This window comes from Pseudoduganella umbonata (assembly GCF_014192225.1).
GTDB lineage: Bacteria > Pseudomonadota > Gammaproteobacteria > Burkholderiales > Burkholderiaceae_D > Rugamonas > Rugamonas umbonata.
Genome location: NZ_JACHXS010000001.1, coordinates 790,384 through 805,799, shown reverse-complemented (window position 1 = coordinate 805,799; position 15,416 = coordinate 790,384). Strand labels below are relative to the sequence as shown.

The 15,416-nt window shown below is 64.3% G+C and carries 14 protein-coding genes; 8 read left to right on the top strand and 6 right to left on the bottom strand.

Annotated features, from left to right (window positions below):
• Positions 1–20: 20 nt before the first annotated feature.
• Positions 21–2,255: an EAL domain-containing response regulator gene (locus FHS02_RS03320; protein WP_175424723.1), complete on the bottom strand. Its 2,235-nt coding sequence runs from the start codon at positions 2,253–2,255 to the stop codon at positions 21–23.
• A gap of 206 nt (positions 2,256–2,461) precedes the next feature.
• On the opposite strand from FHS02_RS03320, the gene aroC reads away from it, so the two are divergent.
• Positions 2,462–3,565, top strand: coding sequence for a chorismate synthase (gene aroC / locus FHS02_RS03315; protein WP_137312789.1), 1,104 nt, complete (start codon positions 2,462–2,464; stop codon positions 3,563–3,565).
• A gap of 103 nt (positions 3,566–3,668) precedes the next feature.
• Here aroC and FHS02_RS03310 read toward each other — a convergent pair whose 3' ends face one another.
• Both FHS02_RS03310 and FHS02_RS03305 read right to left on the bottom strand, forming a co-directional pair.
• A complete protein-coding gene (locus FHS02_RS03310; protein WP_229422531.1) occupies positions 3,669–5,192 on the bottom strand; it encodes an HDOD domain-containing protein in 1,524 nt (507 codons plus the stop codon).
• On the bottom strand, positions 5,189–6,919 hold the full coding sequence (locus FHS02_RS03305; protein WP_137312788.1) for a putative bifunctional diguanylate cyclase/phosphodiesterase: 1,731 nt from the start codon (positions 6,917–6,919) through the stop codon (positions 5,189–5,191). Before FHS02_RS03305 ends, FHS02_RS03310 begins: the two co-directional genes overlap by 4 nt.
• Positions 6,920–7,277: 358 nt before the next feature.
• Here FHS02_RS03305 and FHS02_RS31915 point away from each other — a divergent pair, with 358 nt between their 5' ends.
• From FHS02_RS31915 to FHS02_RS03285, 4 genes are all read left to right on the top strand, one after another.
• Complete coding sequence (locus tag FHS02_RS31915; RefSeq protein WP_137312787.1) at positions 7,278–7,565, top strand: hypothetical protein; 288 nt, start codon at positions 7,278–7,280, stop codon at positions 7,563–7,565.
• Between the two features lie 33 nt (positions 7,566–7,598).
• Positions 7,599–8,249 (top strand): uracil phosphoribosyltransferase, encoded by a 651-nt coding sequence (gene upp, locus FHS02_RS03295; RefSeq protein WP_137312786.1) that lies wholly within the window; start codon positions 7,599–7,601, stop codon positions 8,247–8,249.
• A 17-nt stretch (positions 8,250–8,266) separates the two neighbouring features.
• Positions 8,267–8,620, top strand: a complete 354-nt coding sequence (locus FHS02_RS03290) for an Hpt domain-containing protein (protein ID WP_217496903.1) — start codon at positions 8,267–8,269, stop codon at positions 8,618–8,620.
• A gap of 580 nt (positions 8,621–9,200) precedes the next feature.
• A complete protein-coding gene (locus FHS02_RS03285) occupies positions 9,201–9,404 on the top strand; it encodes a cold-shock protein (protein WP_137312785.1) in 204 nt (67 codons plus the stop codon).
• Between the two features lie 348 nt (positions 9,405–9,752).
• On the opposite strand, the gene FHS02_RS03280 is transcribed toward FHS02_RS03285, so the two are convergent.
• Positions 9,753–10,661: a LysR family transcriptional regulator gene (locus FHS02_RS03280; protein WP_137312784.1), complete on the bottom strand. Its 909-nt coding sequence runs from the start codon at positions 10,659–10,661 to the stop codon at positions 9,753–9,755.
• 115 nt (positions 10,662–10,776) lie between these two features.
• Between FHS02_RS03280 and aceB the strand changes: the two genes are divergently transcribed.
• The gene (gene aceB, locus FHS02_RS03275; protein WP_137312783.1) at positions 10,777–12,366 is read left to right on the top strand and encodes a malate synthase A; all 1,590 of its coding nucleotides are present in this window, start codon (positions 10,777–10,779) and stop codon (positions 12,364–12,366) included.
• 108 nt (positions 12,367–12,474) lie between these two features.
• Here aceB and FHS02_RS03270 read toward each other — a convergent pair whose 3' ends face one another.
• Complete coding sequence (locus tag FHS02_RS03270; RefSeq protein ID WP_175424722.1) at positions 12,475–13,122, bottom strand: 2-hydroxychromene-2-carboxylate isomerase; 648 nt, start codon at positions 13,120–13,122, stop codon at positions 12,475–12,477.
• Between the two features lie 11 nt (positions 13,123–13,133).
• A complete protein-coding gene (gene gloB / locus FHS02_RS03265; RefSeq protein ID WP_229422530.1) occupies positions 13,134–13,952 on the bottom strand; it encodes a hydroxyacylglutathione hydrolase in 819 nt (272 codons plus the stop codon).
• A 164-nt stretch (positions 13,953–14,116) separates the two neighbouring features.
• Here gloB and FHS02_RS03260 point away from each other — a divergent pair, with 164 nt between their 5' ends.
• Together FHS02_RS03260 and rnhA are read left to right on the top strand one after the other, a co-directional pair.
• The gene (locus tag FHS02_RS03260; protein ID WP_137312781.1) at positions 14,117–14,887 is read left to right on the top strand and encodes a class I SAM-dependent methyltransferase; all 771 of its coding nucleotides are present in this window, start codon (positions 14,117–14,119) and stop codon (positions 14,885–14,887) included.
• Positions 14,880–15,320, top strand: coding sequence for a ribonuclease HI (rnhA, locus tag FHS02_RS03255; RefSeq protein ID WP_137312780.1), 441 nt, complete (start codon positions 14,880–14,882; stop codon positions 15,318–15,320). The genes FHS02_RS03260 and rnhA overlap by 8 nt, the downstream gene beginning before the upstream one ends.
• Positions 15,321–15,416 lie beyond the last annotated feature (96 nt).

Sequence of the window (15,416 nt, the reverse complement as noted above, 5' to 3'; positions counted from 1 at the left end):
TTGGCAGCCAGGCCCTGGTGTCATGCCCGCAGGCGGGCCTGGTCTTCGAGCCAGTCGGACAGTTCGCCGGCGCCCATCGGGCGTGCGAACAGGAAGCCCTGCGCGAGCGGACAGCCCAGCTGTTGCAGCACGCGGGCCTGCAGCTCGTCCTCGACGCCTTCGGCAACCACGGACAGGCCGAGGTTGCGGCCCAGCTGGATCACCATTTCGGCGATGCTGCTGCCGCGCGAGGCGCCGCTGATCTCGGTCACGAACGCGCGGTCGATCTTCAGCCGGTCGAGCCGCAGCCGCTGCAGGTGCGACAGCGACGAGAAGCCGGTGCCGAAGTCGTCGATCGCGATGTGCACGCCGGTTTCCTTGACCTGGGCAAGCATCTCGATGAACGTCTCCGGCTCTTCCATTGCCATCGATTCGGTGATTTCCAGTTCCACGTAGCGGGGCGGGGCGCCCGTGTCGGCCAGCGCGCCGCGCAGCACCTGGAGGAATTGCGGGTGGCGGAACTGCACCTGAGAGACGTTGATGGACATCGTGAAATCCTGGTGCCCGGCGGCGCGCAGGCGGACCAGTTCGGCGCAGGCGGTGCGCAGCACCCATTCGCCGATGTCGATGATCAGTCCGGAATACTCGGCGATCGGGATGAAGCGGTCCGGCGGGACGAACCGGCCGTCCGCGGCGCGCCAGCGCAGCAGTGCCTCGGCGCCGACCGGCTTGCGCGTGGCCAGGTCCATCTGTGGCTGGTAAGCGAGGAACAGCTCGTGCTTGCTGAAGGCGGTGCGCAACGCGTGCATCATGCGCACCCGTTCGCGGATCTCCACCCCCATATTGCGCGTAAAGTAAAAATGGCCGGCACGTTGCTGCGACTTGGCGCGCTTGAGTGCGATATCGGCGTCCTTCAGCGCATCGGTGCCGCTGCCGTCGTGCTCGGCCAGCCGCACCAGTCCGAGCGTGGCGGTGACCTGCACGGTCTGCCCTTCGATCTCGAACGGTTGCTGGAACAGCGCCAGGATGGCGGCCGGATGCACGTGGTCGGCAGGACCGAGCACGCAGAAAATGTCGCCACCGATGCGGGCGACGGTCAAGTGCCCGGCCAGGCTGTCGCGCAGCCGCGCCGCCACGGCCGCCAGCAGGCCATCGCCGAAGGCGTGGCCGAGCGCATCGTTGGTTTCGGCAAAATGGTCCAGGTCGACCAGGCACAGCGTGGCATCGCCGCGCCCCGGGCCGGCCAGCGTCGCATCGAGGATCTCGATCAGCCGCGTGCGGTTCGGCAATTTCGACAGCGTGTCGTAGAAGGCCGCGTCATGCAGGTGCGACATCAGTTCCACGTTGTCGAGGCCGACGGCCACGTTGGCGGCGAAAACGTCCAGCAGCTTGCGCTCCAGTTCCGCCGGGGCTTGCCGCACGTCGAGCAGGGCGGCAAAGGTACGTTTGGTCTTGCCGGCAAGGTGCAGCGCGACGGCATCGGCGTCATAGACGTTGCAGTGCGCCGTCAGCGCCTGCGCCAGCGCGGCCGGCAGCGGTGGATCGGTATCGGGCCCCAGCACGCGTCCCGCGCATGCCTGCCAGGCGCCGCAGGCCGCCACCACCTGGGCGGTACCGGCTTCGCCGCGCACGCACAGCAGCCCGCTGGCCGGCTGGCCGATCAGCGCGGCGGCCTGCACGAGGGCGCCGGCGGCGAAGTCGCGCACGCCCTGCAGGGCCATCAGCGCGGTGCCTGCCTCCACGATGCGGTTCAGGCCGCGCCGGCTGTCGTCGAGGCGGCGGATCTGTTCGTACGAGCGGATTGCCGCCGTCACCGTGGTGTACAGCTTGATGCGGGTGAGTTCGGATTTGGTCTTGTAGTCGTTGATGTCGAAGTCGCGGATCGCGTCGATTTCCGGCGCATAGCCAGGTTGGCCGGTGCGCAGGATGATGCGCACGTCCGCCAGTTTCAGCGTTTCGCGGATGTGGCGCACCAGATGCAGCCCCGCGTGTTCCTGTTCCATCACCACGTCGAGCAGGATGACGGCGATGTCGCGTTCGCGCGCCAGCAGTTCGCGTGCCTGCGCCGCCGAATAGGCGTGGACGAATTCGAGCGTGCGGCCGCCCATGTCGAGGTTGCCGAGCGCGAAGGTGGTGGTGGAGTGGACGTCCGCGTCGTCGTCGACGATCATCACCCGCCAGGCGTCACGCGGCGCCGCGGGCGGCTGCCGGGGTAGTTCGTCCAGGAACACCAGTTCGTCCTGTCCGGAGCCGGTGGGGGTGCTCGTTGTGGGCATGCGTCCTTCTCCAGTGGTGTCGTCCGGTCATTTATAACGGATTGGGCGGGATACCGGCGCAACGTCTTCATTATAAGCGGCGAACCTAATTGCCGTTAAGAAATTGTTATATTTGTCGCGCGAGCGCCGCGCTTCCCGTTTGGCTGGCTAGCGCGATGCTAAAGCGGTAAAATTGCCAGTTCCTCCCGCTCTTTCAGATTGATCTCATGTCCGGCAATTCCTTTGGCAAGCTGTTCACGGTAACGACTTTTGGCGAATCTCACGGACCGGCGATCGGCTGTGTCATCGACGGCTGCCCGCCGGGGCTGGCGCTGACCGAGGCCGACATCCAGCCGGAACTGGACCGCCGCAAGCCCGGCACGTCGCGCCATGTCACCCAGCGCCAGGAACCGGACGCGGTGCAGATCCTGTCCGGCGTGTACGAAGGCGTCACGACCGGCACGCCGATCGCGCTGCTGATCCGCAACGAGGACCAGCGCAGCAAGGACTACGGCAATATCGCCGAGAGCTTCCGCCCCGGCCATGCCGACTACACGTACTGGCACAAATACGGCGTGCGCGACCCGCGCGGCGGCGGCCGTTCGTCGGCCCGGCTGACGGCGCCCGTGGTGGGCGCGGCGGCGATCGCCAAGAAGTGGCTGAAGGAACAGTATGGCACCGAGTTCGCCGGCTGCATGCGCCAGCTGGGCGACATCGAGGTGCCGTTCCAGGACTTCGCGCACGTGCCGACCAATCCGTTTTTCGCGGCGACGGCCGATGCGGCCCTGATCGCGCAAATGGAAACCTACATGGACGAACTGCGCAAGTCGGGCGATTCGATCGGTGCGCGCATCGACGTGGTGGCGAAGAATGTCCCGGTAGGCCTGGGTCAGCCGATCTACGACAAGCTCGATGCCGACATCGCCTACGCCATGATGGGCATTAACGCGGTGAAGGGCGTGGAAATCGGCGCCGGCTTCGCGTCCGTCGCGCAGCGCGGCTCCGAACATGGCGACGAGCTGACCCCGCAGGGCTTCGTCGGCAACCACGCCGGCGGCGTCCTGGGCGGCATTTCGACGGGGCAGGACATCACGGTATCGATCGCGATCAAGCCAACGTCGTCGATCCGCACGCCGCGCCGCTCGATCGACAAGGCCGGCAATCCGGTGATGGTGGAAACCTTCGGCCGCCACGATCCGTGCGTGGGCATCCGCGCCACGCCGATCGCCGAAGCAATGCTCGCGCTGGTGCTGATCGACCACGCGCTGATGCACCGCGCCCAGTGCGGCGACGTGCGGGTGGCAACGCCGGATATCGGCCGCCAGGGCTGAGCCGAAACAAAACCGCCGGCATGATGCCGGCGGTGCAATGACGTCTCGCGGCGCTTGCTTCAGCCGCTTGCTTCAGCCGCTTGCTTGACCCGCTTGTTCAGCACTATGCGGCCCTGCTGCTCATCATCTCGAGCTGGTGCCGCCGTTCGATGGCCTTCACGACCAGTCCGCGCAAGTCGTTCAGCAGGCCGAACTCGGTCTGCGACAGGTGGATCGTGGGGAACGTCTCATCCCAGTCCCCGTACAGGAAGCCGGCCGGCTGGCCATTCGCCGACAGCGGCAGGATCACGAAGCTGCGCGCTTCGGCCAGGCCGGTTTTCCACCATTGCGGCAGCTTGGCCGCGAATTTCGGATCGCGCGCGTTTTCAATGAAGATCACGCGGTCGCTGTTCAGCGCCGCATGGAATACGTTCGGTTCATACGCGTCCTCGAACGACATGGCCGCCAGCTGTTCCTTCGGCAGTGCGCCGAAGCACATCCGCGCCGCGTAGCGGCTTTCCCGACGGTTGCGCACGAACGCCACCGCCCGGGAGAAATCGAGCCCCTTGTAGACGGTCTCCAGCGCCGCCGAGACCATCTGGCCCGGGCTGGCGGTATCGACCATGTCGCGCATGTCCGCCAGGCCGCTTTGCAGGATACGGTTGCCGGCGGCGCGCTGGCGCGTCTGCGCGAGGGCCTTGGCGCGACGCTCCAGCGGCTTCGACAGGGGAGCGATCGCCAGTTCCTCGGCCGCGGTCTCGCGGGCCTGGGCGATGGCGCCGCGCATCTGCTCCAGTTCCAGGCCCAGCAGCGGTGCGAAAGCGGCGCTGACCCGGGCGATCTCGGCGGCGCCTTCTTCATCGTCGTGCCACAGCGAGGCGGCGCAGTGCCGCGCCAGCGTGGCGATGCCGGCGACCCAGTCGGATGCGGGCAACGCGCCGGGCGCTTGCCATTGACCCTGCGGTTCCTGTGCCGCGTCAGTGTCCGCGTCCACGGTGCGCATGCCGGCGACCAGGTTGCGTGGCAGGTTCCAGCGCTGGGCGGCCGCCATGCCGATATCGGCCAGCGAGATGCCGAGCATTTCAAGCGCCGCCGCATCCTCGTTGCCTGGACCGCCGCGCTGCTGCAGTTTCAGCCAGTGCTCGGGCAGGTAGAACGTGACCATCATCCGGCCCAGCGTGTGCAGCATCGAGCACACGACCGCGAGTTCGGTCTGCGGGCTGCGCACCGTGGCGGCGAGCTCCCGCGCCACCAGTCCGGCCAGCACCGCTTTTTCCATCTCGATATGCGCTTGCGTGGAGTCGCTGGCGCTCGAACTGAGTTCCTCGACCAGTTTCAGGCCCAGCGCCAGGTGGCCGATGGCTTCCGTGCCCAGCACCAGCACCGCCTTGCTGACGGTGTTGACGTGCTGGCCGAATGCGGAGTACATCGTGCTGTTCGCCAGGCGCAGCACCTTGTTGGTGAGCACGGGGTCCGAGAGCACCGTTTCGGTCATCGAGAATTCGCCGTCGTCCTCGCCGCGCATGGCGCCGAGCACGGCGCCGATGGCTTTCGCGAAGGCGGGCATGTCGCCCTGCCGGCGCGTGCGTTCCCACAGCAGGGCCAAGGTCTGCTCGCCGAGCGGGCTGATCGCGGTATCGGCGTTCATTGCACCACCTTCGTCGCTTCGGCGCGCATGACTTCTTCGTAATGGCGCTCGGTCAGCGCGGCGATCGCCACGTTGGCCGCCATTGGCTTGCCGGTCAGGTAACCCTGCACGTACCGGCAGCCGCGTTCGCGCATGTAAGCCATCTGTTCCTCGGTTTCGACGCCTTCGGCGACCACCGACAGCGACAGGTGGCGCGCCAGGTCCAGCACGGCGTTGCAGATCGCGCCATCCTTTTGCGACGCCGGCAGGTCGCGGATGAACGCGCGGTCGATCTTCAGCACCGAAATCGGGAAGCGCTTCAGGTAGGCGAGCGATGAGTAGCCGGTACCGAAATCGTCGATCGCGATGCGGGCGCGGCGTTCGGCCATCTTGCCGAGAATGGTTTCAGCGTGCGCCGGGTCGATCATCAGCGTGCCCTCGGTGATTTCCAGCACTAGCTGGTCGCCGGACAGGCCGGAGTAGGATATGGCGTCGTCTAGCACTTCTAAAAACTTGTCGCTACGAAATTGGCGGGGGCTGATATTAACAGAGATGTACAGCGGCCGTTTCGCTGCCTCCTGGAATTGCCTGAGCTGCACGCACGCAGCCTTCAGCGCCCAGGCGCCCAGCAGATTGATCAGGCCGTTAGTCTCGGCAATCGGGATGAAGCGTGCCGGCGACACCATGCCCAGGGTAGGGTGCTTCCAGCGCATCAGCGTTTCGAATCCTTCGATCTCGCGCGTGGTCGCATCGACGATCGGCTGGTAATGCAGCACGAACTCGCCTTCGCGCACCGCCTGGAACATGGCCGCTTCGAGGGAAATGTCGTCTTCGGTCGGGCTCGAGTGACGCGGGCTGTACATCACACAGCGCGCCTTGCCCGTTTCCTTGGCACGCGACAGTGCGGCATCGGCCAGGGCGACCAGCCGCACGTCGTCCTCGGCGTGCTGCGGATACACGGCCACGCCCAGCGACGCGCCGACATAGATCGTGTGCGCGCCGATCTCGAACGGCGCCTGCAGCGTGGCCAGCAGTCGTCCCGTGACGAGGCGGATCTGCTGTTCGTTGAAGGTGCCGGGGAGAACCGCCACGAATTCGTCGCCGCCCACGCGCGCCAGCGTATCGCTGTCGCGCAGCGTCTTGCGCAGCCGTGCCGCGGCCATCTTCAGTACGGTATCGCCGACCGGGTGGCCGAGCCCGTCGTTGACTTTACGGAAGCTGTCGAGCCCGATGGCGGCAACGGAGAAGCCCTGGCCCGAGCGGCGCGCCTGGGCGATCGTCATCCGGATGCGGTCAGTCAGCAGCAGCCGGTTCGGCAACTCGGTCAGGGTGTCGTGCGTGGCCATGTGCCGCAGGCGTTCCTCGGTGGCCTGCTGGACCGACAGGTCGCGCCCGACCACCAGCACCTGGCTCGCGCCATCCGTGTCGGCAAAGGTGGAAAAACGCAGGTCGAACCACACGTCGCTGTCCGCCGACTGCATGCGCAGCTCGAGGCGCGCAACGCCGTCCTTCGCCAGCCCGGCGAGCGCGGCCTTCAAGGCTGCTTCGTCGAGTTCGGACACGAAGGTCTCCAGCGGGCGGCCTGCGACAGGACGGCCGGCGCCCAGCAGCGTCATGGCGCGGCGGCTGGCAAACAGCACGTTGCCGGGCGGATCGAGCCGGAACACGATGTCGCCGGCTTCTTCGAGCATGCCGTCGAGTGCGTGCCGTGCGTTATCCGGCAAGGGCGAGGTAGGACTGGAAAGCATGGACAATGCAGCGGTCTATTCTGGTATCTCGTCCTGTGAATGCCTGCCATGGAGCGCTATTTGGCTCTGACGGTACGCGAGCCGGGCGAGACGGACGGTCACGTTGCGTGAATGTATCACTTTGGGCGAACAAAAACATGAAACGAAGCAACATTTACCGTGGTTTTGGAAAAATGTGTTGCTCCCGTGACTGAAAATCGCGGCCATTCTAACGCAGCGCGTCGCTGTTCGGGCGGGCCGGTGCCGTCGTTGCCGCGGCAATCGCCTTGCGCTGGGCTGGCTGATGGAACAAGGACCTGTCAATAAGGCACCGGGCAGCGCGACGATGGGAAGGGGTGTACGGCCTGGTGGGCCATCAGTGGTTCTTTCCGCACTGCAGGCCGATGCACACCAGGTGCTGGCGCACACTGGTGAATCCGGCGGGCGCCGCCTGTCGTGTTTTCCCGTGCCGCGCTTCCTGCCCGATGAAACGCTCAACGGCCTGCGCGTGCAGCGACTGCAGGGCAAGCCGCGAACCGTCGAACGCGTTGTTGAAGTGGAGTGCGCGGATGGCTTCCGGCCTGCAACGCGCGCTGGCAGCGGACTGGTTGCTGTGGCGTTTTTTTCAAGCCGCGCCATGGACAGCGCGCATCGCGGGCTGGGATAATGCGGAACACAAACCGCCTGCACTTTAGTCAACATGAAACAAGATCCGCGCTTCCCGAACCTGTTCATCACCGATCATCCGCTGATCCAGCACAAGCTGAGCCATATGCGCGACAAGACCACGTCGACCCGCACGTTCCGCGAGCTGCTGAAGGAGATCACGCTGCTGATGGGGTATGAAATCACCCGCGACCTGCCGCTGACGACGCGCGAGATCGAAACCCCGCTGATGACGGTCGATGCTCCCGTGATCGCCGGCAAGAAGCTTGCCGTGGTACCGATCCTGCGTGCCGGCATCGGCATGAGCGATGGCCTGCTGAACCTGGTACCGTCGGCCCGCGTCGGGCATATCGGTGTATTCCGCGACCCGGAAACGCACCACCCGGTCGAATACCTGGTGCGGCTGCCGGACCTCGTCGACCGTACGTTCATCCTGTGCGACCCGATGGTCGCGACCGGCAATTCGGCGGTCCATGCGATCGAGGTCTTGAAGAATCGTGGCGTGACCGACGACCAGATCATCTTCCTGGCGCTGGTGGCGGCGCCGGAAGGCATCCAGGTAGTGCAGGACGCGCATCCGGGTGTGAAGATCTACTGTGCCTCGCTCGATTCGCACCTGAACGATCACGCCTACATCGTGCCCGGACTGGGCGACGCCGGCGACCGCATCTTCGGTACCAAGTAAGCGGCGCCGTCGCGATCGTGGCAGCGCCGCTCGACCCCAACTACCGCGCCCGCCTGCAGGCGTTGTCGGACATGTTCGCCGCCAGTATCCCGGCACGCATGGCGGAAATCGCCGAGGCGCTGGCGGCCGCTGGCGGGGCGCCCGACGGCCCCCGGCTGGACAGGCTGCAGCAGGCACTGCATACCGTGGCCGGTTCGGCCGGCTCGTTCGGCTTTACGCTGCTGGGCGAGCAGGCGCGCCGGCTGGAGCAGGCGGTGCGCGGCCAGATGGCGGGAGAAGCCGGCTGGGCCGCACTGTCGGCGCAAATCCATGCCTATGTCGAATGGGCCTTGCGGGATCCTCACAGTGCGAATTATCCCGCGCACGATTGATATTAATCAAACGGTCGCGGCCTATATTGTCTATAGTTACACATATGCCGAACGACGCGAGGGCATTCTTGCGAGGCAGGCAATTTGATGGTGGCAGGATAGTATCGCTGGCTGGTGTGGTTCCGGGTACGTCGATCGCAGCATTTCGATGGTCGTACGCTGATCACGGCAGTTGAAGACAGGCGGTCCACATCGAGCTATCCGGACTCAACTGATCTAATGTTCATCTGACGTTGATCTGAGCCGGTCGATCGAACTTTGGTCCAGTCCGTTTCCGAAATGATTCGGCCCCATCTATTTGTCGTCTCCCGAGCTCCGAAAGTGGCAAGATTCATTGATTGAGAGCATTTTTAATCCGGTTTCACGGGATTTTTGCCTTCATTCATGTGATTCCCATCACTTTTCGCTCGACAGTAGTGAATATTTTCACGAAATCGTGCCTCACGACGTGCTTTTGGCGCTGCATTCGGTATAATGCGGGATCGTTTAGATTCAAGAGTAGTGCAGTTTGTCTGCCATTGCATACTTGCTTCAAACGATATCACGGGCGTAAGCTCATTTAACTGTAATAGGAATTGTAATGGCAACTGGTATCGTAAAATGGTTCAATGATTCGAAGGGTTTTGGCTTCATCACCCCTGACGAAGGCGGCGAAGATCTGTTCGCTCACTTCTCGGCGATCCAAACCAACGGCTTCAAATCTCTGCAAGAGAACCAGCGCGTATCCTTCGATGTAACCGCTGGCCCGAAAGGCAAGCAAGCATCGAACATTCAGCCGCTGTAATACGCTGGATCTAACGATCAAAAAATCCTCGGTTTCCGAGGATTTTTTTTTGTCCATTGCCGGCGCATCGATTTCCAAGGTGGTCAAAGGCGCACCACTGCACCCGAGCTGCACCTGAATTGCACCTGAATTGCGCCACAATTGCATCCACGAGCTGCCCCGTGCTGCACCCATGCCTGCCGCACGCCATTCGACGCATGCCATCTGACGCATGCCATCTGACGCACGCCATCTGAAGCAAATTTGCCGCGGAACCGGCGAACCTGCAGCAATCGTGCAATCCCATGAAATCGCCGGGCCGCCCGGCCCGTGCCGCACTCATGGCCGGCGATACCGGTCAGCGTCCCGTCAGCCCTTGGCCCAGTATCCCGGCTGCCCATAGGTGCGCCGCAGGAAATCGACGAAAGCGCGGATTCGCAATGGCAAGTGCCGCCGCTGGGCAAACACTGCATAGATATTGTCATTGCCCGGCGCGGCATAGTCGTCGAGCACGGTAACGAGGCGCCCGGCTTCGATATCGACGCCGACTTCCCACATCGAGCGCCAACCCAATCCTTTGCCTGCCAGCACCCAGTCATGCAATACCGCGCCGTCATTGCAGCTCATGTTGCCCGTGGTTCGCAGCGTGACGTTCTTGCTGCCGTCACGGAAGGTCCAGCCGCGCTGGCTGCCGGCGCTGCTGATCGCCATGCAGTTGTGGCGCGACAGGTCGTCCAGGGTTTTCGGGATGCCGTGGCGCTGCAGGTAGGAGGGCGCACCGACGACGACGCGGCGGTTGTCCGCCAGTTTCACGCTGACCAGATTCGAATCCTCCAGCGTGGCGATACGGATCGCCACGTCCACCCCTTCGCCGATCAGGTCCACCACGCGGTCGTTCAGGTTCAGCGTGACGGTTACGTCGCGGTGCTCCGCGACGAACGACGGAATCAGCGGGGCGACGTGGTGGCGCCCGAATCCCGCCGGTGCCGAAATCAGCAGGTGGCCGGTGGCGCGCGCGCTGCGTTCGGCGGCCGCCGCTTCGGCGCTTTCCAGGTCGGCCAGGATGCGCTGGCAATCCTCCAGGAAGGCGGCGCCTTCGTCGGTGAGGGCGAGCTTGCGCGTGGTACGCTGTAACAGCTTGACGCCCAGGCGCTGCTCCAGCGCATCGAGGCGGCGGCCGATCACGGCCGGTGCGATACCTTCGGCGCGTGCCGCGGCAGAAAGACTGCCCCGCGCGACCACTTCCACGAACGTGGAAATCTGCTTGAACTGTGCCATGGCGTCGATTTATGACAAATTCGCACAGATGAAGTGATTATTTGTCTTGTTTAGATAAGTTTGCAGTCAATATACTGCAAGGCATCCAATTTCACCAGAGCACAAGGAGATCGACATGAGCATCACGTTACCGGCAGGTATGGAAATCAAGGGAGAGATCAAGCCCGGCTATGAAAGCGTCCTGACGCCGGAAGCGCTGGCCCTGGTGGCAAAACTGTCGCGCGCATTCGAGCCGCGGCGCCAGGAATTGCTGGCGGCCCGCGTCGAGCGCGCGAAACGTCTCGATGCCGGCGAGCGTCCCGATTTCCTGGCTGAAACGGCGCATGTCCGTGCCGGCGACTGGACGATCGCGCCGATCCCGGCGGCACTGCAGTGCCGCCGCGTGGAAATCACCGGTCCGGTCGAGCGCAAGATGGTCATCAATGCCCTGAACTCCGGTGCGGACAGCTACATGACCGACTTCGAGGATTCGAACACGCCGAACTGGGACAACCAGATTACCGGCCAGCTGAACATGATCGATGCGGTGCGCAAGACGATCTCGCTGGAACAGAACGGCAAATCCTACAAGCTCAACGACAAGACGGCGACGCTGGTCGTGCGCCCGCGCGGCTGGCATCTCGATGAAAAGCACGTGCTGGTCGACGGCAAGCGCATTTCCGGCGGCGTGTTCGATTTCGCGCTGTTCATGGTCCATAACGCCCGCGAGCAGCTGGCACGCGGCGCGGGTCCGTATTTCTACCTGCCGAAGATGGAATCGCACCTCGAAGCGCGCCTGTGGAACGACATCTTCGTGATGACGCAGGACGAGCTGGGCCTGCCGCAGGGAACGATCAAGGCAACCGTCCTGATCGAAACGATCCTTGCCGCGTTTGAAATGGACGAGATCCTGTACGAACTGCGCGAGCACAGCGCCGGCCTGAATGCTGGCCGCTGGGACTACATCTTCAGCTGCATCAAGAAATTCAAGGTCGACAAGGACTTCTGCCTGGCCGATCGCCCGAAGGTGACGATGACGGCGCCATTCATGCGCGCCTATGCGCTGCTGCTGCTGAAGACCTGCCACAAGCGCAACGCGCCGGCGATCGGCGGCATGTCGGCGCTGATTCCGATCAAGAACGATCCGGAGAAGAACGAAACGGCCATGGCCGGCGTGCGCAACGACAAGTCGCGCGATGCCACCGACGGCTACGACGGCGGATGGGTTGCCCACCCGGGCCTGGTCGGGCTGGCAATGGCCGAGTTCACCAACGTGCTGGGCGATGCGCCGAATCAGATCGGCAAGCAGCGCCCGGACGTGGAAGTCACGGCAGCCGACCTGCTGGACTTCCAGCCGGAGGCGCCGATCACCGAGGCCGGCCTGCGTTACAACATCAACGTGGGCATCCACTACCTGGGCAGCTGGCTGGGCGGCAATGGCTGCGTGCCCATCCATAACCTGATGGAAGACGCGGCCACCGCCGAGATCAGCCGTTCGCAGGTGTGGCAGTGGATCCGTTCGCCGAAGGGCGTACTGGACGACGGCCGCAAGGTCACGGCCGACATCGTGCGGGCGATGATTGCCGAGGAATTGCCGAAGGTGAAGGAATCCGCACCGGACGGCGGCAGCCCGAACTACGAGCGCGCCGCGCAGATCTTCGAACAGATGTCGACATCCGAATCGTTTGCCGAGTTCCTCACGCTGCCGCTTTACGAAGAAATCTGACCGGCCCCGCGGGCTCCGTACCGGCGCTCGCTGCGGGCGCCGGTAATCGGCTCGTGTCGTCTGCCCGCATCGGCTGCCCGCATCAGCCGCCTTGCCGGTGCTCGCGCATTACATGCCGCGTTCTGCCAGGGCGGGGCGGGCCAGGAATTCCTTCAGCCGGGCTTCATCGATGCGGTGGCCTGCAATGCGGCGCAGCAGCAGGTCGATGCGGTCGCCGCCCCAGAACAGCTCGCCCATATAGCTGAACGTCGGCACGCCGAACACACCGGCCGCCGCGGCGTTTTCCGTCGCATCGATCAGTGCCTGCTTGATCGCGGGGTCGCCTGCGTTTGCCACCAGCGCTTCGCCGTTCAGGTCGCACTCGGCCGCCAGTGCCTTCAGCACGGCCGGGCTCGAAAGATCCAGTCCACGCTCCCAGCAAGCCTGCGACAGCATGAACGTGAAGCGGCGCCTGCTCGTCAGGGACTGTATCGCCAGGCACATCCGCAGCGCCAGCAAGGGGTTGAACGGATGGCCCGGCGGCCCGCGGAACGGCAGGCCATGCGCATCGGCAATGCGCATCACGTCGCGAAAGAGGAATTCACGCTTGGCCGGCACTTCGGCCGGCCCTTTCGTGCCATGCGCCTTCAACAATCCGGCCAGCAGCACGGGCTCCATTTCCAGGTGTACACCCGCGGCTTCGATGCGGGCGATCTGTTTCGTTGCCAGCCAGGCATAAGGGCTGATCGGGTCGTAATAAAACCGGACTTTCTCCATAGTTGTTCCTGTCAAAAATGGTTTTTCCATTCGCGCAGCGCCGCAAACACGGCGAGCGGAGCGGCACCAGCCGCCACCTTGCCCGCCGCGGCGAGACGCTGCGCAATCGATTCATCGCGATAGCGCAGGAAGGGGTTCGTTGCGCGCTCGACGGCAATAGTGCTCGGCACGGTGGCCACGCCATGTTGCCGCTTGTTCGTCTCCACATCCATGCGCGCCCGCAGTGCTTCGTTACCAGGTTCGACCGCCAGCGCAAACCGCAGGTTCGACAGCGTGTACTCGTGGGCGCAAAAAACCTCGGTCTCGGGCGGCAGAGCGGCCAGCTTGTCCAGCGAAGCCGCCATCTGCGCCGGCGTCCCCTCGAACAGGCGGCCGCATCCGCCCGCGAACAGCGTGTCGCCGCAAAACAGCCAGCGCGCTCCCTCGCCACGCGTACCGTCGGCAACATAGGCGATGTGGCCATTGGTGTGGCCAGGCACGTCCAGCACGGCGAGCTCCAGGCCGATACCCGGCACGGCGAAGCGGTCGCCTTCCCCCAGCGGCTGCGTGACGGCGGCAATACCGTCGTGCCGGGGGCCGAACACGGGCACATCGAACCGCTGCAATAACGCCGGCACACCACCGATATGGTCACGATGGTGGTGGGTGAGTAGAATGGCGGTAAGTGCCAGCCCGCGATCGCGCAGCGCAGCGAGGATGGGCTCGGCATCGCCGGGATCGACGACCGCGGCATGGCGGCCGTCATGGATCAGCCACAGGTAGTTGTCGTTGAATGCCGGCACGGGCAGCACGCGCAGCGCTGGCGGCGCCGCCGCTTCGCCCGCTTCCACGGATTGTTCTGCCGACTGTTGACGAGATGGCTCAGCCGATGGCTCAGCCGATGGTGCGGCCGATGGTTCAGCCGTCGGTGCAGCCGAAGGTTCAGCAGATGACGCAGTGGCTGGTTTACTGCGAATGGATGTAAAGTCGATCGAGGTCATTGCCAAGGAAACGCATGGATAGCGCAGCATCCGAAAAATCCATTATAGCGCTGGACAGCTGGCTTCAAACGCCGGCCGGACGCTATGTGCGCGCCTGGGAGCAAAGCCGCCTGGACGCGCTGACGGCCGATATCTTCGGCTACAACGCGCTGCAGATCGGCATGCCCCAGATCGACGCGCTGGCCGCCAGCCGGATGCCGCACAAGTGGCTGGCCGACACGTTGCCGGGCCGTACCGTGGAAACGCCCGGACGCCCCATCGCGCTGACACTGGACCCGCTGGAACTGCCATTTCCTTCGCAAAGCCTGGACCTGGTGGTGATGCCGCATGTGCTGGAATTCGCGTCCGAACCGCACCAGGTGCTGCGCGAAGTGGAGCGGGTGCTGATCCCGGAGGGCCAGCTGATCATCTGCGGCTTCAACCCGGCCAGCCTGTGGGGCTTGCGGCAGATGCGGGGCAGGGTGACCGGTACCCGCTACCTGCCGCGCGGCGAGCAGATTTCGATGCTGCGCATGAAGGACTGGTTAAAATTGCTGAACATGGGCGTCAGCCACAGCCACTTCGGCTGTTATGCTCCTGCCTGCCGCACGGAGCACTGGCTGGCCAGGTATGCGTTCATGGACCGGGCCGGCGAGCGCTGGTGGCCGTACTTCGGTGCCGTCTACCTTGTCCAGGCAATCAAGCGGGTCAAGGGAATGCGGCTGATCGGGCCGGCCTGGAGCAAGAAAAAGGCGAAGTCGCCTGTGGCGGTGCCTGCAACGAACAAACACAAGGATCATGGATAAAGTCGAGATTTTTACGGACGGCGCGTGCAAGGGCAATCCCGGCACCGGCGGATGGGGCGCACTGATGGTGGCCGGCGAAGCGCAAAAGGAACTGTTCGGCGGCGCGCTGAACACCACCAACAACCGGATGGAACTGCAGGCCGTCATCGAGTCCCTCAATGCGCTGAAGCGGCCATGCGAAGTGGTGCTGCACACCGACAGCCAGTACGTGCAGAAGGGCATCAGCGAATGGATCCATGGCTGGAAGGCGCGCGGCTGGAAAACGTCGACCAAGGAACCGGTCAAGAACGCCGACCTGTGGCAGGCGCTCGATATCGCCCAGTCGGTGCACAAGGTCGACTGGCGCTGGGTGCGCGGCCACAATGGCCACCCGGGCAACGAGCGGGCCGACATGCTGGCCAACCGCGGCGTCGATGCGGTGCGCGGCCGGTAAGAGGCAGAAGAGGCAGAAGAGGCAGGTAAGAAGAAGGCAAGATTCACCGCCGCGCGGCTTTCTTCTTGTATACTGCGCGGCTCATCCAGAAAAGCA